This window comes from Clostridium sp. BJN0013, from assembly GCF_040939125.1.
In the GTDB taxonomy this organism is placed as follows: domain Bacteria; phylum Bacillota; class Clostridia; order Clostridiales; family Clostridiaceae; genus Clostridium_B.
On record NZ_CP162495.1, the window covers coordinates 4,078,769 to 4,101,691 of the forward strand.

The 22,923-nt window shown below is 27.4% G+C and carries 23 protein-coding genes and 2 pseudogenes; 2 read left to right on the top strand and 23 right to left on the bottom strand.

The window, feature by feature from the left end; genetic code table 11:
- Nucleotides 1–40: 40 nt before the first annotated feature.
- The 10 genes from lonC to AB3K27_RS21210 form a co-directional block, all read right to left on the bottom strand.
- Nucleotides 41–1,936, bottom strand: a complete 1,896-nt coding sequence (lonC, locus tag AB3K27_RS21165) for a Lon family ATP-dependent protease (protein WP_368489234.1) — start codon at nt 1,934–1,936, stop codon at nt 41–43.
- A 12-nt stretch (nt 1,937–1,948) separates the two neighbouring features.
- Nucleotides 1,949–2,392 (bottom strand): 50S ribosomal protein L9, encoded by a 444-nt coding sequence (rplI, locus tag AB3K27_RS21170; protein ID WP_368489235.1) that lies wholly within the window; start codon nt 2,390–2,392, stop codon nt 1,949–1,951.
- Nucleotides 2,393–4,378 carry a DHH family phosphoesterase gene (locus AB3K27_RS21175; protein ID WP_368489236.1) on the bottom strand — a complete coding sequence of 662 codons (1,986 nt, stop codon included), beginning with the start codon at nt 4,376–4,378 and terminating at the stop codon, nt 2,393–2,395.
- A gap of 19 nt (nt 4,379–4,397) precedes the next feature.
- Nucleotides 4,398–5,384, bottom strand: a complete 987-nt coding sequence (locus AB3K27_RS21180) for a YybS family protein (protein ID WP_368489237.1) — start codon at nt 5,382–5,384, stop codon at nt 4,398–4,400.
- Between the two features lie 11 nt (nt 5,385–5,395).
- The gene (locus AB3K27_RS21185; protein ID WP_368489238.1) at nt 5,396–5,713 is read right to left on the bottom strand and encodes a MazG-like family protein; all 318 of its coding nucleotides are present in this window, start codon (nt 5,711–5,713) and stop codon (nt 5,396–5,398) included.
- 144 nt (nt 5,714–5,857) lie between these two features.
- Entirely contained in the window at nt 5,858–6,112 is a 255-nt protein-coding gene (gene rpsR / locus AB3K27_RS21190; protein WP_368489239.1) for a 30S ribosomal protein S18, read from the bottom strand.
- A 21-nt stretch (nt 6,113–6,133) separates the two neighbouring features.
- Complete coding sequence (locus AB3K27_RS21195) at nt 6,134–6,574, bottom strand: single-stranded DNA-binding protein (RefSeq protein WP_368489240.1); 441 nt, start codon at nt 6,572–6,574, stop codon at nt 6,134–6,136.
- A 12-nt stretch (nt 6,575–6,586) separates the two neighbouring features.
- On the bottom strand, nt 6,587–6,874 hold the full coding sequence (gene rpsF / locus AB3K27_RS21200) for a 30S ribosomal protein S6 (protein WP_368489241.1): 288 nt from the start codon (nt 6,872–6,874) through the stop codon (nt 6,587–6,589).
- 117 nt (nt 6,875–6,991) lie between these two features.
- Nucleotides 6,992–7,201 (bottom strand): DUF951 domain-containing protein, encoded by a 210-nt coding sequence (locus AB3K27_RS21205; RefSeq protein WP_368489242.1) that lies wholly within the window; start codon nt 7,199–7,201, stop codon nt 6,992–6,994.
- A gap of 4 nt (nt 7,202–7,205) precedes the next feature.
- The gene (locus AB3K27_RS21210) at nt 7,206–8,054 is read right to left on the bottom strand and encodes a mechanosensitive ion channel family protein (RefSeq protein ID WP_368489243.1); all 849 of its coding nucleotides are present in this window, start codon (nt 8,052–8,054) and stop codon (nt 7,206–7,208) included.
- A gap of 377 nt (nt 8,055–8,431) precedes the next feature.
- On the opposite strand from AB3K27_RS21210, the gene ytvI reads away from it, so the two are divergent.
- Nucleotides 8,432–9,487 (top strand): sporulation integral membrane protein YtvI, encoded by a 1,056-nt coding sequence (ytvI, locus tag AB3K27_RS21215; protein ID WP_368489244.1) that lies wholly within the window; start codon nt 8,432–8,434, stop codon nt 9,485–9,487.
- 77 nt (nt 9,488–9,564) lie between these two features.
- Nucleotides 9,565–10,152: a spore protease YyaC gene (gene yyaC / locus AB3K27_RS21220; RefSeq protein ID WP_368489245.1), complete on the top strand. Its 588-nt coding sequence runs from the start codon at nt 9,565–9,567 to the stop codon at nt 10,150–10,152.
- Nucleotides 10,153–10,323: 171 nt separating this feature from the next.
- Here yyaC and AB3K27_RS21225 read toward each other — a convergent pair whose 3' ends face one another.
- From AB3K27_RS21225 to rpmH, 13 genes and pseudogenes are all read right to left on the bottom strand, one after another.
- Entirely contained in the window at nt 10,324–10,827 is a 504-nt protein-coding gene (locus AB3K27_RS21225) for a DUF4446 family protein (protein ID WP_368489246.1), read from the bottom strand.
- A gap of 323 nt (nt 10,828–11,150) precedes the next feature.
- Nucleotides 11,151–12,011: a ParB/RepB/Spo0J family partition protein gene (locus AB3K27_RS21230; protein WP_368489247.1), complete on the bottom strand. Its 861-nt coding sequence runs from the start codon at nt 12,009–12,011 to the stop codon at nt 11,151–11,153.
- A gap of 7 nt (nt 12,012–12,018) precedes the next feature.
- Nucleotides 12,019–12,744: pseudogene (locus AB3K27_RS21235) on the bottom strand (ParA family protein); the annotation flags it as partial.
- 326 nt (nt 12,745–13,070) lie between these two features.
- Nucleotides 13,071–14,462 carry a reverse transcriptase domain-containing protein gene (locus AB3K27_RS21240; RefSeq protein ID WP_368489248.1) on the bottom strand — a complete coding sequence of 464 codons (1,392 nt, stop codon included), beginning with the start codon at nt 14,460–14,462 and terminating at the stop codon, nt 13,071–13,073.
- 837 nt (nt 14,463–15,299) lie between these two features.
- Nucleotides 15,300–16,067: pseudogene (locus AB3K27_RS21245) on the bottom strand (ParB/RepB/Spo0J family partition protein).
- 96 nt (nt 16,068–16,163) lie between these two features.
- Complete coding sequence (rsmG, locus tag AB3K27_RS21250; RefSeq protein ID WP_368489249.1) at nt 16,164–16,877, bottom strand: 16S rRNA (guanine(527)-N(7))-methyltransferase RsmG; 714 nt, start codon at nt 16,875–16,877, stop codon at nt 16,164–16,166.
- Between the two features lie 31 nt (nt 16,878–16,908).
- A complete protein-coding gene (gene mnmG / locus AB3K27_RS21255; protein WP_368489250.1) occupies nt 16,909–18,795 on the bottom strand; it encodes a tRNA uridine-5-carboxymethylaminomethyl(34) synthesis enzyme MnmG in 1,887 nt (628 codons plus the stop codon).
- A gap of 10 nt (nt 18,796–18,805) precedes the next feature.
- Nucleotides 18,806–20,185 carry a tRNA uridine-5-carboxymethylaminomethyl(34) synthesis GTPase MnmE gene (gene mnmE / locus AB3K27_RS21260; RefSeq protein WP_368489251.1) on the bottom strand — a complete coding sequence of 460 codons (1,380 nt, stop codon included), beginning with the start codon at nt 20,183–20,185 and terminating at the stop codon, nt 18,806–18,808.
- Nucleotides 20,186–20,250: 65 nt separating this feature from the next.
- Entirely contained in the window at nt 20,251–20,877 is a 627-nt protein-coding gene (gene jag / locus AB3K27_RS21265; protein WP_368489252.1) for an RNA-binding cell elongation regulator Jag/EloR, read from the bottom strand.
- Nucleotides 20,878–20,893: 16 nt separating this feature from the next.
- Nucleotides 20,894–21,559 (bottom strand): membrane protein insertase YidC, encoded by a 666-nt coding sequence (locus tag AB3K27_RS21270; protein ID WP_368489253.1) that lies wholly within the window; start codon nt 21,557–21,559, stop codon nt 20,894–20,896.
- Nucleotides 21,560–21,579: 20 nt separating this feature from the next.
- Nucleotides 21,580–21,789, bottom strand: coding sequence for a membrane protein insertion efficiency factor YidD (gene yidD, locus AB3K27_RS21275; RefSeq protein ID WP_368489254.1), 210 nt, complete (start codon nt 21,787–21,789; stop codon nt 21,580–21,582).
- The gene (gene rnpA, locus AB3K27_RS21280) at nt 21,786–22,124 is read right to left on the bottom strand and encodes a ribonuclease P protein component (protein WP_368489255.1); all 339 of its coding nucleotides are present in this window, start codon (nt 22,122–22,124) and stop codon (nt 21,786–21,788) included. The genes yidD and rnpA overlap by 4 nt, the downstream gene beginning before the upstream one ends.
- A gap of 50 nt (nt 22,125–22,174) precedes the next feature.
- Nucleotides 22,175–22,309, bottom strand: a complete 135-nt coding sequence (gene rpmH / locus AB3K27_RS21285) for a 50S ribosomal protein L34 (protein WP_012104240.1) — start codon at nt 22,307–22,309, stop codon at nt 22,175–22,177.
- Nucleotides 22,310–22,923 lie beyond the last annotated feature (614 nt).

The following is a 22,923-nucleotide window of genomic DNA, read 5'->3' on the forward strand; positions in this document are numbered from 1 at the left end:
CACTCCTTAAACTTATATATGGTCATTTTCATGTTATTCATTAAAATACTATTTTCATTAATTCTTCAACACTAGACACTGGTTCAACTTTTATATCATTAATATCTGTAGGCACCTCTTTTAAATTTTCTATAGGTACAACCATTGTTTTTATTCCATTTCTTCTTGCACCATAGATTTTCTCGAAAATTCCACCTACAGGCTTTATATTACCTCTTAAAGATATTTCTCCTGTAATAGCAATATCTTGCCTTAAAGGTTTATTTAAAAGAGAACTTATTATACATACTGTAATAGCAGCTCCTGCAGAAGGTCCGTCAATTCTTCCTCCTCCTATAATATTTACATGAATATCATAATCACTTATATCCTTATCAGTTATTTTCCTTATTACTGAAGCAGCATTAAACACTGAGTCCTTTGCCATACTCCCTGCCGTATCATTAAATCTTACAACTCCTTTTCCTTTTTCCTTAGCTTTAAATGCCACTGATTCTATTTCTATAGTAGAACCTATGTACCCACTTACTCCTAATCCATAAATATGGCCTACCTCATATTTTGATTTCAAAGATACCTCTTCAAAAGATTTAAATCTACCTATAGATATAACCTTTTTTAAATCTTCTACCGTAATCTTAATTTTATTATCTAAATCTTTAACACCACTATTATACAATACATATCCATACACGTCTGATAATATGTTAATAGCCCTTCTTCCCTCAATAGTATACTTACTTATAAGTTCAGATACTCCCCTTTCCATTTCTATATTTAACTTTATTGCTGCATTTTCCACTATATTTTGTATATCTTTTATAGAAAGAGGCTCAAAATAAACTTCCGTGCATCTTGACCTAAGAGCTGGATTTATTTCGCCTGGTTCTTTGGTAGTAGCCCCTATAAGTAAAAAATCTGCTGGAGCTCCCTTATCAAATAAATATTTTATATATTGGGGAATGCTTTCATCATCAGGATCATAATATGAAGATGAAAATTCAACCCTTTTATCTTCTAATACTTTTAATAATTTGTTCTGAAGCATTTCATCTAGTTCACCTATTTCATCGATAAAAAGTACTCCTCCATGTGCTTCTGTAACAAGTCCAGGCTTTGGTTCTGGTATACCTCCCTCTGCCAAATCCCTTCTTGTACCCTGATATATAGGATCATGTACAGAACCCAAAAGAGGATTTGTAATTTCTCTAGGATCCCATCTCAAGGTAGTACCGTCGACTTCTACGAATTTAGCATCTTTATTAAAAGGAGTAAATTTTAACTTTTTTGCTTCTTCAAGAGCAATTCTAGCAGCAGTAGTTTTACCTACACCAGGAGGTCCATATAAAATTATATGTTGTGGATAAGGAGAAGCTATTTTAGAAAGTATAGATTCTATAGCTCTTCTTTGACCTATAATTTCATCAAAAGCTTCCGGTCTTAAAAGTCTTTGTATATTTTTGCCAAGTCTTTTAGAATCCAGTACTTCAAGCTTTGCGTATTTTTTTAAGGTTTTCGCATTCTCAGGTCCTCTTTGTTTCTTTATAATACTTAATCTTACCTCGTCCATGTATTTGTCCTGACGTTCTGTAATATTCTTTTCTACTTCTCTTTCAATTTTAGTTCTTACATACCTCTCTGCTAAAGTCTCCGCGAGCCAATTATTGGTATCCTCTAAAGCATTATATATATTAGACTGATTTGGTATAATACTTAAGCCTTTTCCATCACTAACTATTTTATTTAAAGCATATATTCTCTTAAATACATCTTCACTATTTATGTAATCTTGAAGATTGTATTTTTCTACCTTATCATTTATAGTAACTTCATCCATAACTTTCTTCAACAAATCATATAACACTTTAACTTGAATATCTATTGGTATGGAATTATTCATTTCTTTATCCAACCCATCAATAAATTGTAACTTCACGAGTTCTCCTCCTTATTTTTCTGCAATAATTACTTTTATTTTTGTAGATATTTCAGGATATAATTTTACTTCTACATCATAAGTACCAAGCTGCCTTATATTACCAACTGCTATTTTTTTCTTATCTATGTTTACTTTAAACTTTTTATTTAATTCATCTGAAATATCCTTTCCGGTTATAGAACCGAATATCCTTCCATTTTCTCCTGATTTAACAGTTAAATTTATTTCTTTTCCCTTTAATTCTGCCGCAAGCTTTTGCGCTGCTTCCACTTCTGCAAGCTTCTGTTTTCTTTCCGCTTCCTTTTTGTTGTTCCATACATGAAGATTAGCTTTATTTGCCTCCTCTGCAAATCCTTTTGGTATTAAATAATTTCTAGCATATCCATCCGAAGTATTTATAACTTCACCTTTTTTCCCTAGAGTTTTTACATCTTTTAATAATATAACTTTCACTTACTTTTCACTCTCCTTAACATATTTCTTTATGGCATCTTTTAATTTCGACAAGGCCTCATCTATAGTTACATATTCTAATTTTGCCCCTGCCATAGTAATATGTCCTCCACCACCTAAGGTTTCAAGTATAACTTGCACATTTATATCTCCTAGGGATCTTCCGCTAATAAATACTTCATCTTTTATTTTAACAAAAACAAAAGATGCTTGAATACCTGTAATATTTAGCAATTCATCCGCTGCCTGAGCTGCCAATAGTATACTTTTTATTTGCTTAGGACACACTGCTATGGCAATATTATTATATATATTGGCTGACCTTATAATTTCAGCCCTTTTCAAATAAGTTTCTAAATCATAAGAAAAAAATTTTTTTATTTCTATGGTATCTGCTCCTAGCCTTCTTAAAAACGAGGCAGCTTCAAAAGTCCTTACTCCAGTTTTAAAGTAGAAATTTTTAGTATCTACACATATTCCTGCAAGAAGAGCTTCTGCTTCTATAGTTTTTATGGCAGGCTTTTCTACCATATATGGTAACATTTCGGTAACTAATTCAGAAGTAGATGAAGCATAAGGTTCAATATAACTTAAAAGTGAACCTTTAATAAAATCTGTAGTTCTTCTATGATGGTCAATTATAACCATCCTACCAAACTTCTTGACTAAATCCATGCTTTCTACATACCCTTCACTATGTACATCTACAATTATAAGAAGACTATTTTCATCCATTTTATCTTCACAATCTCTACTATGTATAAATACATCTTTATATTCTTTTTCTTCCTTAATTTTAGCCAATATAAGTTTTGTACTTTCATTTGGATCATTTAATATAATAGAACACATCTTACCCAGTAAACATACTACACTGTGTATCCCTACAGCAGCGCCTAAACAATCTATATCTGGCTTAATATGTCCCATTATGAATATATTGCTGCTATCATTTATTATATCTACAAGTGCTTGAGCTACCACCCTTGCCTTTACCTTAGTTCTCTTTTCAACTTCTTTGGCTTTTCCTCCATAAAATAATAATTTATCTCCACTTTTTACAACTGCTTGATCCCCACCTCTACCTAATGCCAATTCTTTAGCTGATACTGCATATTTTTCATTTTCTAAAGGAGTTAATCCTCCTCTACCTATACCTATACTTAAAGTTACTGCAAGCTTGTTTCCCATATTTATTTCTCTTACAGTATCTAATATTTCAAATTTTTTTTCCATTTCTTTTTCTATATATTTATTTTGTATACAAAATATATATTTATTTGATTCATACTTTCTTATCATTGCATTTAAGCTCTGTGCATAAATATTTATAGTCCTTTCTATCTCTGCTATTATAAGTGGCCTATCATCTTCATCCATAGTTTTAACTACATCATCAAAATTATCAACTTCCATTAACATTATAGTATCTTTATTTGCATTTATTGAATTTGCCATATCATAGGATTGACTTACATCATAAAGATATAATATAACAATCTTATCCTTAGATTTTTCAGAAGTACCTACTATATTTGTATATATATCATAATATTTATCTTTGATTCTTATGTATTTAAACACACTCTCCTTGCCATTTACTGCCTGTTTAATATTAAAATCTCTTGCAATATTTTTAATGTTTTGACCTAATATATCTTTTCCTTTTAATATAGAAGAAAAGTTTTGATTATACCAAAGCACATCCCCAGTCACCTTTATTATAACAAGTGGGAATGGGAATTTAACAAGTGTACTTGTAGTAGTTATATCAAGTTTAGAGGAGAAATCTTCTATAAATTTTTTCCATTCATTTTTCCTGAATTTTGTGTTTTTTATATTATAAATTACAAGCAGCACATATAAAACAATAGTTATACTACCAATTATTATATGTCCATACAGCATTAATAATAAAATAAGCACTGCAATTATTACCATATATACTTTATTACTAGTTATAAAATAATTATAATTATCTTGCATTAAATAAAACCCCCGGTTACTATTTTTTTAGCTTTCTATAAGGGTCAAGTTTTCTAAAATCAAATATCATATCTATAAATCCTATAATAGTATAAAATAAAGATAATCTTGACATAGCTGTAAATATTATTATTAAGGCAGCAATCTTTTTAGACATTTTATATTTATCTACTAAATAATATGTAATCAATGCTATTCCATCTAATAAAAGTATAAATTGAAGTATAGTACCTGATGAATTAGCCAAATACTCTCCTATAACTATATTTTTTCTATGAAGCAACATTCCTATAACAAGGATTACACCAACTAATGTACCTATCCTAGTATTAATATACCATTGACTAATAGGTTTAATTTCTTTAACTTCATACCTTAACTTCTTAAGTACACTTAGTGTTACTATACAATTTAAATACGATGAAATGAATGACATAATTATAATCACAGCTGGAATAAGTTTCATAATATACTCCGGTGTAAATATTCTAAATATTTCTTCCATTGCAGCAACTTGACTGCTTGACATTTTAGATTTTTCATACATATCCTTACTTAATTCCATTGACTGCCTTAAACCCGTTACTATCTCATTAATAAATCCATATATGCCGCCTTTATTTATAAACATAATATAAACAAACAAATAAAATATCATTCCTAAAGCAAAAGATATAGCTACAAAAACAATTGTATTCCCAAATTCTTTTTTATTTTTTATACAATATCCTAAAGTCATTCCTGTAAGTCCTATTAATAATATTGAAGATAATGCACTTATAGGATTATAGAGTATTGCTATAAATATACCACTAGCTGCTATAGAAATCAAAGTAACTTTATAATTTTGTCTTATATATAGTATTGTTATAGGAATAGGTACTATAAAACTAATAACTATAGATAATATAGGTATATATATATTTATAAGAGTTATTACTACTGTAAATGCCGTTATAATACTCGCTTCTGTTAAAGCCTTTACATTATATGTTTTACCTTGCATATCTACCTCCATTAATTCCTACCTTTAAAATAATTATATAATTTAGTCAAATCTTTCCCATCTTTTTCTATTTTATCTTCTTCAATTATACCAACTTTTAATTTTCTTTTTATAGTTTCATCTACAGCTGTATGGGAGTAACCTAATCTTTCTGCAAGCAAGTATAATATTATTATTGCCCCGGAAATACAATCTAGTATAGCCTGTTGTGCCACATTGCTTCCTTTCGTAAGTAATTTAAAAAAATCTCCTATTATACATAGAAGATCTGCTTTTAAATCCTCTATCATTTTAACATTATACATTATGTTAAAATTTTGTTTTTTCATACAATTCTCCTCCTATTCTTTAATTATATTTTAGTTTCTTTTATATTTTTGTGCAATAAAATAGAAGTGATAGATTTAAACTTAATTGTATAATTTAAGATTAGGTTTAAAAAAAGTGAAGAATACAAATTCTTCACTTTTTAACTACTCTGTTGTAAATGGTAGTAAAGCTATGTTTCTAGCCCTTTTAATGGCTCTAGTGAGTTCTCTTTGATGCTTTGCACAGTTTCCAGAAATTCTTCTTGGAAGAATCTTTCCTCTTTCTGTAACATACTTTCTTAATTTATTTATATCCTTATAGTCTATATACTCAGACTTATCCATACAAAAAGCACAAACTTTTCTCTTGGCTCTTCTTAATTTTCCGGAATTTCTTCTTCCGCCTTCTCTATTTGCCATACTGCTTCTTCCTCCTTACTCTTAAAATGGGATATCTCCATCATCAACTGGAGTAATATCTTCCCCATAGATATCTTCATTAAAACCTGAGTTTTTACCAAAATCTTCAGATAAAGTTTCAGTATCGTTATTTTTTACAGACTTCTGTCCCCATTCAAGAAATTGGACTTCTTCTGCAATAACTTCAGTAACATATTTTCTAATACCATCTCTAGATTCATAGCTTCTAGTTTGGATCCTTCCACTAATACCTATAAGCTTTCCTTTACTCATATAATTAGCAGTAGATTCAGCTTGTTTTCCCCATACAACAATGGGAATAAAGTCTGCCTCTCTCTGTCCATCTCTAGTAAATCTTCTATCAACAGCTATAGTAAAGGTAGTAACTGCTTTGCCCATTCCCGGTGTAAATCTTAATTCCGGATCTTTAGTTAATCTTCCAATTAAAACAACTTTATTCAATTAAAACACCACCTATTTTTCATCCTTTACTATTATATGTCTAATAACTGTATCTGTAATTCTAAATACTCTATCTAATTCTTTTGGTAATGTAGGATCAGCATTAAAAGTTATCAGAGTATAATATCCTTCGTTAACTTTCTTTATTTCATAGGCAAGCTTTCTCTTACCCCAAACATCAACGTTTTCTATTACACCTCCACCATTTTCTATTACACTCTTAAATTTTTCTATATTAGCTTTATACGCTTCCTCATCTAATGATGGATGTAATATAAATATAGTTTCGTATTTACCCATTGAATTCCACCTCCTCCCCTCGGACTAATGGCTATGATTTTCACAGCAGGGACTACGTTTTCTTATTTTACTACTTTTCTTATATAAAATCAATTAATTTTTTTATACAGTTAAAATTTATATTTCCTGTATATCAGGGGAGTTCTGTTTTATAATTTTTTTTACATTTTTTTCAAATTTACTTCTTGGAAGCATTACTATTCTACTACAACCACAACATTTAATTTTTATATCAGCACCAAGCCTTATCACTTGCCATTCATTGCTACCACAAGGATGACCTTTTTTCATCTGTACTATATCACCAATATAAAAAATTTTTTTCATATACTTATTCCTCCTTTAAAATTTTTACTGATGAATAAGGAATTTTAATATTCTCTTGTTTTAAGACTTCCCATATTTCTTTTCTAAGTTTCATTTCCATATCCCATTGTGTCATTGTCTTTGTCTTACCAGCTATTCTAATAGTCACTCTATCATCTTTAATATTCGTTATACCCTGAACAGTTGGTCCTTCTACAATAACAGAATTTTCACTTTTAAACCTTTCACATAATTCTGACATTATGCTCATAACTCTATTTATATTTTCATCATAAGCAATATCTGTATCTATAATAATCCTAGCATTTCCTTTAGAATGATTAGTGATTTGGGTTATAAGACCATTTGGTATTATATGTAAATCGCCATTAAAATCTCTTATTTTGGTAATTCTTAATTCTATGCTTTCTACGATACCACCTTTATCATCTATATTTATGTAATCACCTACTGCAAATTGACCTTCAAATAATATAAAAAAACCATTTATCATATCTTTTATAATACTCTGTGCTCCAAGTCCAAGTGCTACTCCACCTATACCTGCAAAAGTCAGACCAGTTATACCTATTTTAGGCGATATTACTGTAATTATACTAAATATTCCAAAAAAATATACTCCATATTTTAATACACTTCTTAAAATAGCTCCTATGGTTTTAGCCTTTTTATCATCCAATGAAATTCTGAAATTTTTTTGTTTTGAAACATATTTATTTATTATTTTATTTCCAAGTTTAATGACAAGATACATAATAATCAATATTATTACTATTTTTAAGACTATCTTTCCAAAATTATATATACCTTCCTTAGGTATTTTTTTATATATTTCGATTACATTTTCCTTCATAATTCAACCTCCCATTTTAAAAATTACAAATAAACCTAAATTATCTATAATTCTATCATCCCTCAGTTTATACTAAAATCTATTATATTTGATTAAATACTTTTTATCCTTCCTTGCTCATGTAAAATTTTACTATAATAAGTATATACAACAACTCTATATTATTTTATAATTATTATACATAATTATTTTAATATATAAATTTCATCTAAAATTCATATATTAAAAAATTTAAAATCTATTATATAATTATATAACAAATATGCTTTATTTTTAATAATATATCTATTACTATTATGTAAATTAAAAATATATCCTAGTATAATTATTAATAATTAAAATAATAGTAAAAGATTTAAAGGAGTTGATATATACTCATGAGTGATTTAATAAATAAAATTGATAAAATCAGTATATTTTTTATAATTTATACTATACTTTTTTTAGCATTTTTTAATACTCTTGATTACACTTTACCCTTTGTTTTAGCCTTCCTATGTGCATTAATACTTAAAAAACCTACAATTTTTATTTCACAAAAACTAAAAATTAAAACTGGAATTGCCTCTTTAATTACAACTATAATATTTTTTACAATAATAATAACTTTACTGGTCCTAGGAATAACTACAATAAGTCAAGAAGCTATACAACTTGGAAAGAACACCCAAATGTATATTTCTAAAAATTCCACTGATATATATAATTCATTTTATAAACTGCAAAAGTACTATAATAATTTAGATCCTTATATAATAAATACTTTAGAAAAAAACTTTGCAAATTTTGTTACTAAAACCTCAAATATAGTAGTAGATCTCTCTGGCAAGTTAGTGTCTTATATAATAAATTTAGTAGCTACAATACCTTATATATTAATGGTAATACTTTTTACTTTATTAACTACATATTTTTTTACAAAAGATATGAGTTCCTCTAAGATAAATATGCAAAATTTATTACCAAATGATAAAACAGATAAATTATTAAAAATATATTCCGAAAGCAAAAAAATGTTAGGTAATTATTTACTTTCCTATATGGTTATAATTTTATTTACATTTTTAGAAACACTAATAGTATTTTTAATTTTCAAGGTTAAATATGCTGTAATACTTAGTATAATATGTGCCATAGCAGATTTACTTCCTATTATAGGAATTGGAGCTATATATATACCTCTTGCTTTTATTTACTTAATAGTATTCAAAAATTATGTTACATTTATTGGATTATTTATATGTTATATATTAGTTTCTATCATAAGACAAATTATTGAACCTAAAATAGTTTCATCTTCTCTGGGGATACATCCAGTAGCAGTTCTTGCAGCATTATTTATAGGGTTAAAATCAAATGGAATATCAGGAATGATATTTTGTATATTTTTAGTAGTATTTTTTAATATATTTAAAAAATTAGACATGTTTTAAATTTTTATAATAAAATATATAAATTCAAGGTATAAAAAACCTCTATATGGTAAAGATTCTAATATAGGAGGTTTTTTATGATTAAAAAATTAATAATAGATCCTACAGCTAAAAATTCAATATATACCTTAAGAGATACTATTAGTAATGAAATATTTCCTATGGTCAAATCTAAAAGAACTATAGTAATACTATGTATAGGGACAGACAGATCTACTGGAGATAGTTTAGGGCCTATAGTAGGAGATAAATTAAAATTTCTAGTAAGAAATAGGGTTGCATTATATGGAAATTTACAATATCCAGTACATGCTAAAAATATTTCTGATGTAATGAATGAAATAAATTCTAAATATAATAATCCATTTACAATAGCAATTGACGCTTGCTTAGGTAATATTCAAAATGTAGGTAAAATAATACTAGAATCCAAACCTCTTCATCCTGGATCCGCTATGAATAAATCACTTCCTGAAGTAGGGGATTTAAGTATAACAGGTATTGTAAATATATGTGGTGCAATGGAATTTATGGTTTTACAAAACACACGATTATTTACTGTTATGCAATTAGCTGATACAATTTCTAAAGGTGTATATCATTCTATATTAAAAACTATAGGTGGAAAAAGTAATACTACTTTTCTTCAAAATATAGAGGCTTAATACCAATATATTTTTTAATTAATATAGAACATTCCATTCACTACAATATCTTTTAAAAATCTATATATTATTTACCAATGAAATTATCTGTTTGGAATAAACTTTTAGGACAACCATAAAAAACTCCTTAGATTTAGAATTATTTCAAAGGAGTTTTTTATTAAATTAACACTATATTCTCTTATTTATACAATCTTCTAAAACCTGTTGTTCCTCTTGAGACAGACCATATCTTGATAAACCACTATCTATAGGTTTAGCATAAGTAGTACTTTCATCTCTTCCATATATTCCTGTAATTATTACTCCGTCATTTTTTTCATCTAGCAAAGCGATTGAAAAACTCAAATCACTTCCTACATCTTCAAAAGCTCTATATCTTATAACAGATATTTTTTGAATACAACAACTTACTTTAGAATTTAATTCATTATAAAGATTTTTAATGTCCTTACATTGATTTTTTACATTATCTATGCTATCTAGATATCCAATAATAAATTCCTCTAAATTTTTATTATTGGATCCTCTCATGAATTTTCTATATCTTTTTTCCAACCTATTTAGAGATTTTAAAATTACTAAATTCATAATAAATAATATTATTATCATTATAATTAATCCAATTATAATATATATCTGTAATCCATTTATTGAGTTAATAACATTTTGCATATTTTTCTCCTTTCATAAAGAAAACTTCTAACATCATTAGAAGTTGTTACCATTTAAAAGTATATATCCATTAAATGATAATCAAGTAATTTTTAGATTCAAATGGAGTTTGCCATAAGAAATACTTTTCTCCATCTCAATCTTAAAAGAACTTATCCAGTGGCATACCATTATCCATGCTTTTAAGAAGCTAGGTTGATTAGCTAATTACCGCCTTTGGATAAATTATAATTCAATAACACATCATTTATTTAATAACATGCTCATTATATATGAAAGAATTTTTATTTAGAAATGTTTCACATGAAACATTTCTAAATAAATTAAATTTGTAATATATCTAATATTCTCTGCAAATCCTCCTGAGAATAATATTCTATTTCTATTTTCCCTTTATTTTTTTTATCCATTAATGAAACTTTCGTACCAAATAAGTTTTCTAATTTGTCTTTTATATCTAAGTAATAAACATTTTGTTCTTTACTCCTATTTTGTTGTGGTTCTTTATGCGAATTAAAATTTCTAATAAGTTTTTCTATATCTCTAACAGTAAGATTTTTCTCTATAATAGTTTGAGCTAATTTATATTGTAAATCACCACTTTCTAAACTTAAAAGTGCTCTTCCATGTCCCTCAGTAATAATTCCATCTATAAGATAATCTTGAACTCTATCATCTAAATTTAAAAGTCTCATACAATTAGTAATTGTAGTTCTAGATTTTCCTATTTTATTACTCAATTCTTCTTGAGTTAAATTCAAATCAGTAACCAATTTTTTATAGGCTAGTGCTTCCTCTATAGGATTTAAATCCTGCCTTTGTATATTTTCTATTAAAGAAACTTCTAAGATTTCACTATCAGATAAATTCATTATAATTGCAGGTATTTCTTTTATATTAGCTAATTTAGCAGCTCTCCATCTTCTCTCCCCTACAATTATACTATATGTATTATCTTCAATTTCATTAACCACAATAGGTTGTATTATACCGTGTTCCTTTATTGATTGAGAAAGCTCTAGTATCTTATCTTTATCAAACTTTTTTCTAGGCTGACTTTTATTTGCAACTATTAAATCAATATTAACATATTTAATATCTTTTTGACTTTCTTCTCCAATCTCTAAAGTATTCTCAGGTATTAATGCTCTAAGCCCTTTTCCTAATCCATATTTTTTATTCAAATCACATTCACTCCTTTTGCTTATGCAAAAATTCTTTAGTCAATCCCTCATAAGCTTCCGCACCTTTGCACTTATCATCATAAAGCACTATAGGTAATCCAAAACTAGGAGCTTCTGCTAATCTTATATTTCTAGGTATAGTAGTCTCATAAACTTTATCTTTAAAATACTTCTTCACCTCTAAAACAACCTGATTTGATAAATTAGTTCTGGTATCACACATACTCATAACTACTCCCTCAATTTTTAAATTCGAATTCAGTGACTCCTTAACTAGTTTAACTGTATTTATTAATTGTCCTACACCTTCTAAAGCATAAAACTCACATTGAATTGGAATAAGTACACTATTTGATGCAGTAAGTGCATTTATAATTAATAGTCCTAAAGACGGTGGACAATCTATAAATATAAAATCAAAATCCTGTTCCAAATTTTTCAACTTGTTTTTTAATACCTTTTCTCTGTTTTTTTTACTTATTAATTCTATTTCACATCCAGCCAATTCCATTATTGAAGGAATTATATAGAAATTCTCTATGAGCTCACAAGGAATTATTGCTTCATTTATGTTAACTCTTGATGTCAATACATCATATATTGAAATTTCTATATTTCTCTTATCAAAACCTAATCCACTGGTAGTATTACCCTGAGGATCAATATCTATATTTAATATTTTATATCCTTGCATAGCTAAGTACGCACTTAAATTAATACAAGTAGTAGTTTTGTAGGGTAGGAACCCAACGTCTTACTATAACTAAATTATAGCAGATTTTTGTGAACCCCCCTCCGAACCGAACGTACACCTTTTAATGTATTCGGCTCTCCAGTTATTTATATTAAAAGATAAATCTATATAAAGTGACTTTTAAATTCAAGTGAAGTTTACTATGAAAAATGTTTTTCTCTATCTGAACCTTAGAAGAATGTATTTATGAATATATCATTGCTTATTCCCTAACTTTAAATAAATTGAAGATGTTGACAATGGTAGCTTTGAGATAAATACATTATTAATTTAACGGCTAGATATTAGCAACTATTATATTTAGATTATTTCCAAATTATATCATTAACATTAATAAGAGGTTCATTTTTCTTTTTTAAAGGCTCATTAAAATAAATTATACTTTCTATTCCACTTTTTGTAGCATATTTAATTCCTATAGTCTTTTTTAGTGTGTTTCTATTTTCTCCTTTAGATTCTATCCCATATTTATTTATAACCTGTTTAACTGATATTTGTTCTTTTCTTGCCAGGGTTTTTATCAAACTCAAATAATGATAAAATTTAAATTTTCTAATCTTTACATTGACATCTGTAGCTAAACAGTAATAATTGTATAACTCCACAATTTCTCTATTATAGAGAGAAATTATTTCAAATACAGACAAGTTAATTCTAGAATTATTATGTATTGGTTTTCCACTTAAAATAAAAGGTCTAATTCTTTCTCTTATTACTGCAGCAGGTATTAATAATTGTAATGTTTCCTTATCTTTTTTTTCTTTAAATTTAAAAGACTTATTCTTTTTAAAATTACCCTTCGATTTAGCTATTTCATAGCCTAAAAAGTTTACTCTCTGTTTATCTAAATTAATCATAAAAATTTCTTTTTCTGTAGTTTCTATCTTTAATTTCTCTTTTAAAAAAACATTTATATTTTTTATTATATATTCAGCTAAATCTTTAGTTTCAAAAATAAAAATAATAAAATTATCTAAATATCGTATATATTTTGCTTGTCCAAATTTTTTATCCATATATCTATCAAATTTATCTAAATATATGTTAATTATCATATTAGCTAAACTTTCTCTTTGTGGTATCCCTGACCATGTATCACAGGCTCTTTTCTTATTCATATATCCTGCCATAAGAAACTTATTGATAAGATTTATAAAACGTCCATCAGATATTTTTTCACTTAATAACTTCATAACAAAATCATAATTTATATTATAAAAATAACTTTCTACACTACCCTTAATAACCCAATTAGCACCATTACAAGTAGTTTTTATCTGACAAAGAGCAGTATAACAATTTTTATTTGACACAAATCCATGAGAATTAACACTAAAATTCACACCATATATAGATTGAAGAATTTCCACAATTATTTGTTGTATTAGATCATCATATAGATTTGTTATTTGTAAATATTTTTTATCCTGCTCATCTAATTTTTCCAATGGCTTTGGACAATAACTCTCATCTTTTAATTTTTCAATTACTTTATGAATATCTTCAATGCTAAATCTATGTACTTTTTTTGCAATAACAGTATCCCGCATATTTTGACCTCTAGAATACATTTTGGAATATGCCTTTAAATAGAAATCTATATTGAATAAATACCTATATATCCTTTGAAATTTATAATTTGGATTCTTATTAGATTTATCTTCCAATATTGCCAATATTAATTCAGCTTTTTGCATTTCGCATACCTCCTTAATTAGACAATAAAAATAACCTACCTTCCTTCGCCATGTAATAGGCTTTCCCTATCCCGGACTACTATGAAGGTTCCGTAGTCATAATGGATATTCAGAATTTTTTAATTCATAGTCCATAAGACATTCCATCTTAGACTATCTCCGTTTAGATTAATAAAAGCGATAATATGACTTAGGTCTTCCGTTCGTTTCTTGTACATTCTATACAGAATGCTGGGAATATTTACAACATTAATAAAACATAGGTAAAATTTTACTTTCAAATATTCCATTTACGTATTCAAATGGTTTTCGTAAACCTCGGCAGTTAGAGCTAAGAAACTAGAATTCAAGCAATACAGCCTTGACCTTATCATATCCTAACCTCGCATATCAGCATCTTAACCATTTTTAGAAACTATATGCTTTAATAAACATGCTATTGTCCCCTTTATGTTTCCACTCTTAGGTAAGTCTATTGGTTAACAAGGTATCGTTGTAACCTTGACTGTATTTAAACAGCGTTCTTTTATAATCCTCTACGGACGCACACCTACCCCGCCTTTTTGATTAAATATGGATATTATTTTCATTTAAGTTCCTCCTTTCTAAGTTTTCTATTTTCTTATTTTTAATTATATATTTTTATTTATGATAATAAAAGAGTTTTTACCATAAATTCTTTTATTTATAACAAAATACATGTAAAAATCATTCTTCTTAAATTGTAGAGATGCTTTTCATAAATTTAAAAATTTAACATATAATATTATAGTTTTATACATTATCTTTAAATACACAGTACAAAAAATTAAAGTAAAATGTTTCATGTGAAACATTTTACTCTTTAAAAATTGTGATTATTATTTGTATTCCATCTTCCAAATCTTTATAAAGTATATTTTGCATTTAAGCCATATCTGTCGAATACTTGTTTCACTGTATTTATATATACTGTAGGAGAAAATATTCCTTTAATTTTTTTATTCTTTAGAACTTTATTAATATTATTCAGTTCCCTATTAACAAGTTCTTCTATATCTTTCACATTTAAAGATTTTTTAATAATCATACTCAAAACTTTTTTCTATAACTTCACATTCCCAAGTCTTAATAATGCTCTAGCATGTCTTTCAGATAAATTATTTTCTAATAATATATCTATAATCTCTTTATCCAATTTAAGAAACCTAATTTTATTTGTAATAGTAGATTATTTTTTTCCTATAACTTCAGCTAATTTTTCCTAAGTATGCTTATGATATTTTATTAAATCATAATATGCCCTTGCCTCTTCTAAAAAATTCAGATTTTCCCTCTGTAAATTTTCTAGAAGTGCTATTGCAGCAGATTTCTTATCATTTATATCCACTATAATCACAGGTACTCATTTTAGTCCTGCTTTTTCCGCTGTTCTAAGTTTTCTTTCTCCTGCAATTAATTCATATTTATTTTTATCTATTTTTCTCACTGATAGAGGCTGAATTATTCCATATGAGTTTATAGACTGAGCTAATTCAGCTAAACTATCTTCATTAAAATACTTCTAGGCTGATATGCATTAGGTGAAATCAAATCTACAGGCATATACTCAATATTTTTTCGCATATTTACTATCCTTTTTACATTTTCTACTATGCATTTCTTCATTGCCTTATAAAATCCTGCTGATCTATACTATTTTCGTGCGACAAATTATTATATTTATCTCAATGGGTTCTTAGATACCCTCCCTGACTTCCGTGGATATTTACTAGAAGTATGTGTTGTTTTTTTTACTATTACTAAATTATGATTAAACTCATCATCTTCAATTTTTATTATATCTTCAATTTTGCCACCTAAGATATTAATTGCATTCTTGCTTTCCATAATCTCATTTTCAACAGAAGGTCCCTTCATAGCTATAAAATATCCTCCTATTTTTATATATGGAATACAGAACTCACTTAGAACTGTTAAATTTGCTACAGCCCTTGATACCGCAACATCAAATTTTTCTCTATACTCTATTTTTTTTGAAAAATCTTCAGCTCTTCCATGTATACATGTTACATCATTTAATTTAATACTTAAGACGACTTGATTTAAAAAATTTATTCTCTTACTTAAAGAATCTAAAAGTATAAGTTTTACTTCTGGTTTAATTATTTTTATGGGTATCCCTGGAAATCCAGCACCACTTCCTACATCAATAATACTATAAGCATCTTTCAAAGGAAAAAACTTGAATATTTTTATACTGTCTATGAAATGCTTTTTAATTATATCTTCATCATCTATTATAGCAGTAAGATTCATTTTCTCATTCCACAATTTAAGTATATCCTTATATTTAATGAACTTATTATACTTTTCTTGGTTAAAATTTAGTCCCATATCTTTACACACACTATCCATAATATCAAAATAATTCATAATACTTCTCCAAAATTTATTATTATATTTTTTATAGAAACTTTTCTCTATGTTTTTTCTCCATATGAATTAACAAGACAGAAATATCTGCCGGCGAAACTCCAGAAATTCTAGAAGCTTGACCTATACTTATAGGTCGTATTTTCTTTAATTTCTGATTTGCTTCTATTCTTAATCCCTTAACTTCATCATAATCCATATTCTCAGGTATGAACTTATTTTCAAATTTTTTAAACTGTTGAACCTGCTCTAGCTGCTTTTTTATATATCCCTCATACTTTGAAATAATATTTACTTCTTCTTGAACGTCTTCACTTAATTCAGGTCTATCTGTATCAAGTAACTGAAGCTTAAAATAATCAAGTTCTGGCCTTTTTATCAATTCATATAAACTTATACTTTTTTTTAACTCAGATGAATTTAATGAATTTAAGAACTCAATTACTTCTTTCTTAGGTGTTATATAAAAATTCTTTATTCTTTTTATTTCTGCTTTTATACTATTTTTTCTTTCTAGATATTTATTATATCTTTCTTTAGTAACCAATCCTATTTTATATCCTATCTCTGTAAGTCTCAGATCTGCATTATCTTGTCTAAGTATAAGCCTGTACTCAGAACGAGATGTCATCATTCTATAGGGTTCTTCAGTTCCCTTTGTAACTAAGTCATCTATTAAAACTCCTATATAAGCATCAGATCTTTTTAAAATTAAAGGTTCTTCTCCTTTAACTTTAAGTGCAGCATTAATCCCTGCAATTATACCCTGAGATGCTGCTTCTTCATATCCTGAACTTCCATTTAACTGACCTGCTCCAAATAAACCCTCGATTTCTTTAAATTCTAATGTAGGTTTTAATTGCAGTGGATTTATACAATCGTATTCAATAGCATATCCTGTCCTTAAAAATTCTACATTTTCAAGACCTATTATAGTTTTATACATGGCAATCTGAACATCCTCAGGCATTGACGTGGATGCACCATCTACATATAACTCATCTGTATTTTCTCCCTCAGGTTCAATAAATATTTGATGATTTTCCTTATCTGGAAATCTAACTATTTTATCTTCAATAGAAGGACAATATCTTGGTCCTACTGATTTAATAGATCCATTAAAAAGAGGAGATCTATTTATATTTTCTCTTATAACCCTTGTAGTATTCTCTGTAGTATAAGTTAAATAACAGGATATCTGTTTTCTATCCAAATTTTCACTCATAAAAGAAAAAGGAATTATCTTCTTATCTCCTGGCTGTTCTATCATTTTAGAAAGATCAACGCTACGTCTATTTACCCTGGCTGGCGTACCTGTTTTAAATCTTCTAAGTTCTATGCCTAAATCCAATAAACTCTGTGAAAGATCATTAGCTGGCATAAATCCATTTGGACCTGAACTATAACTTACATCACCTATAATTACTTTACCTTTTAAATAAGTTCCTGTGGATAAAACAATAGTTTTTGTTTCAAAATATGCTCCATTTTTCGTTACAACTCCACAAATTCTACCCTCATTGTCAACTCTTATACTTACTACTTCTAATTGTTTTAAATCTAAATTGTATTGTTTCTCAAGTACACTCTTCATTCTTCCTGAGTAATTTCTCTTGTCTGCTTGTGCTCTTAATGAATGTACAGCAGGTCCTTTAGAAGTATTAAGCATTCTTGATTGTATAAAAGTATCATCAATATTTACACCCATTTCTCCACCCAAAGCATCTATTTCTCTTACTAAATGTCCTTTGGCAGTCCCCCCAATATTGGGGTTGCATGGCATAAATCCTATACTATCTAAATTCATTGTACACATTAAAGTTTTACAACCCATTCTAGCTGCAGCAAGTCCTGCTTCACATCCAGCATGTCCTGCACCTATAACTACTACATCATATCTTCCTGAAAAATACTCCAACTCTAATTACCTACTTTCCTAAACAAAATTGTGAAAATATTTTATCTATTATATTTTCTTCTAAAGTATCACCAGTTATTTTTCCTAAATTAACCCATGCATTTTTTATATCTATAGATACCAGATCTATAGCCAAAGTACTTTTTAGTGTGTCTAAGGCTTCAATACAACTTTCCTTAGCTCTAATTAATCCTTCTTTATGTCTGGTGTTAGTTATAAACAAATCTTCAGATTTAATTTCCCCCTTAAAAAATAACTCTTTAATACAGCTTTTAACTCTATCTAAGCCCTCTCCTGTTTTAATTGAGGTTTTTATTATAAATCTTGAATTTAAATTACAAATATCTTTTAAATCTATTTTATCATCTATATCGGTTTTATTTAATAAAATAATATATTTTCTATGATTTACATAGTCTATAATTTCTTTATCTTCCTTATCTAACCCTTTACTTGAATCTAACATTAATATAACTAAATCTGACTCATCTATTTTTTCTTTAGATTTTTCCACGCCTATTTTCTCTACTACATCATCAGTTTTTCTTATGCCAGCCGTATCAATTATTTTTATAGGAATTCCTCCTATATTTATATACTCTTCTATAATATCTCTAGTTGTACCTGGTATATCTGTAACTATAGCTTTATTTTCTTCAATTAAGGAATTCAATAAAGATGATTTTCCCACATTGGGTTTTCCTACAATTACTGTATTTAAACCTTCTCTAACTATTTTACCCTCTTCTGCATTACTTAATATATAATTTATTTTATCTAATATTTTGTTTAACTTTAAAGAAATCTGCTCTGAAGTTACCTCTTCTAAATCTTCTTCCGGATAGTTAACAGTAGCTTCTATATGTGCAATTATCTCTAGAAGTTCTTCTCTTAATAGATTGATTTCTCTAGAAATTTTACCTTGTGACTGTTGTACAGCTGACTTCATTGAAATATGGCTTTTTGCTCTAATTATATCAATTACTGCCTCTGCTTGACTTAAATCAATTCTTCCATTTAAAAATGCTCTTTTTGTAAATTCACCTGGTTCAGCAATTCTAGCACCTGCTTTAATAACTTCTTCCATTACCTTTCTTGTAGCTAATACCCCACCATGACAGTTTATTTCTACTACATCTTCAGCAGTATAGCTTTTAGGACCCTTCATAAAACTTATCAATACCTCATCTAATATTTCACCAGTATCTTTCTCTATTATAAAACCATATCTCATGGAATATGGTTTTATATCTAATAAGTTTCTATGATTTTTTCCTCTAAATATACTATTAGCTATGCTAAGAGAATTTTCTCCTGAAATTCTTACAATAGATATACCACCCTCTCCTAAAACAGTAGCAATAGCCGTTATTGTATCAAATTCTAACATAATTTTAATTTCCTCCAAATAAAATTATATAATCTTCCTTTTACAGATTTAAAAAAAGAAAGCCTTTAGGCTTTCTTAAAATCTACTACAACTCTTCTAAAAGGTTCTTGACCCTCGCTATAGGTATTTACGTAAAAATCATTTTGAAGAGAAGAATGAATTATCCTTCTTTCATAGGGATTCATCGGTTCTAATTTTACAGTCCTACCTGTCCTTTTAACTTTTTCAGCAACTTTTCTTGCAAGTCTTTTTAATGTCTCTTCTCTTTTTAATCTATAATTTTCTGTATCTAAAATCACTCTTTTATATTCTATATCATGATTCTTATTTACTACAAGACTTATAAGATATTGAATAGCATCTAATGTTTCTCCTCTATAGCCAATAAGTATTCCCATATCAGGACCGGTTAAATATATTTTTATAACATTATTATTTTCTTTAATTTGTATTTCGGCTTCTACTTTCATACAATGTAAAATATTTTTTAAAAACATATTTGCTTCTTTTATGTAATCTCTTTTTACCTTAACCTTTATTTTAGCAGGCCTAACCCCTATAAAATTTAAAAAACCTTTGTTACCTGGATCTAATATTTCAATTTCCACTTTATCTCTTTCAACTTTCAATTCCAGTAATGCCTTCTTGATTGCTTCTTCAACAGTTTTTCCAGTAACCTCTATAACTTTCATAATACACAGCCACCCCCTAAGCCTTATTAGGACTAGTGTTTTTCTTAGTTCCGATCCTCTTTATAACTAAAGTTTGTGCTATTTGGATCAAATTGCTAACAACCCAATACAATACCAATGCAGATTTAAATCCCAAACTCATAAATACCATAAATCCAGACATTCCTATATTCATAGTCTGCGTCTGTTTTGCCTGTTCATTATTATTTGAAGACATCATAAAATATGTAGACAAATAAGTAGTTATTCCGGATAAAATAGCAAGAAATATATCTCTTCTAGCTAAATCACTTATCCATAAAAAGCTAACACCATTTATTCCAGATAAATTATTAAAAACATAGTAGAGGGCAATTAAAATAGGCCATTGAATAAGAAGTGGTAAACATCCACTGAAAGGGCTGGCACCTTTTTCCTTATATAATTTCATCATTTCTTGTTGAGCCCTTTGTGGATCTTTTTTATATTTTTCCTGCAACTTTTTAACTTCTGGCTGAATTTCATTCATTATAAGTGAAGACCTTAATTGTTTTACACCTAATGGAAGTATTATAATTCTAATTATTACAGTCATCAAAATTATTGCTATACCATAAGATATATTTTGATTAGGTATAAAAAAAGTCACATTACGGTGTAAGAACTCAAAAAACTGAACAAAAGCATTATTTAGATACTGCAAAACATTACTCCTCCTGAAATTTATTTAACTGGGTCATATCCACCCTTACAAAATGGATTGCACCTCAATATTCTCTTTATAGACATAAATCCACCTTTTATAATACCATGTTTTTGTAAAGCTTCCAATACATATTGTGAACAAGTAGGATAAAATCTACAACAGGGTACCTTCAAAGGGGAGATGTATTTCCTATACGCTTTGATTAAAAAAATTAAAAACTTTTTCATTTATATAAACCTGCTTTTTTAATTAAATTTTTCACAGAATTATTTATCTCTACATAGCTTTTTCCATTAGATGATTTCCTAGCTATAAATACTAAATCATACCCACTTCCAACTTTTATATAGTTGCTATTTAATCTAAAACTTTCTTTAATTAATCTTTTAATTCTATTTCTAACAACACTTTTACCTACTTTTTTACTTACCGACACACCTAATCTATTTACATTCTTTTTATTCATATATACATATAATACTAACAAAGTATTAGAAAAAGACTTTCCTCTTTTATATACAGCTCTAAATTCTGCATTTTTTTTTATCCTATAAACATCCATCTGTCTTTGCTCCTTTTTTCTGCTTGCAGAAAAAGGCCACAAAAGCGGCCTTATGCTGTTAATCTTTTTCTACCTTTTTGTCTTCTTCTCTTAATAACATTTCTTCCTGATAGAGTTCTCATTCTCTTTCTAAAGCCATGCTCTCTTTTTCTTTGTTTCTTTTTTGGCTGATAAGTCATCCACATAACCACACAACTCCTTTCTTTAAATTTAGTAAAATTTATTTAAGATTATAAAATTCAATAATTATACTTTACTTTTAAAACTAAATATCAAAAACAAAAAATCTAGCTTTTTAAATATATTTGTAATAAAAATACTAAATTCATCCTAAAGTTTCACTATTAAATTATATATTCACTAAGTTATAATGTCAATACAAATTAGAAAGTATAAAATTTAATAAAAAACTTCACATATCAACATTTTTATTTATTTTTGTGGATAACTTATTGAATAGGTAGTTATGTTTTGATATTATATTATAGAGACTTGTGGATAAATTTATAATATATATCACTTATCCACAATTGTGGATAAGTGTGTGTATAACTTTCTAATTTATGTGTATAACATATTTCTATATATGCATTATTGCCTAATTTATCTAGTATTATTCACTGTAGATAATGTTAATATCTATTTTGTTAAAAATGTGGATAACTTTTTTTATTTAAAAATATCCACATTATTATACACATGTGAATATTTTTATACACATATGTCAAAGAAATATAATATACCTATAATTTTCTGTGGATATATTGTGAATTATTTTTCTAAGACTGGAGGATACAAA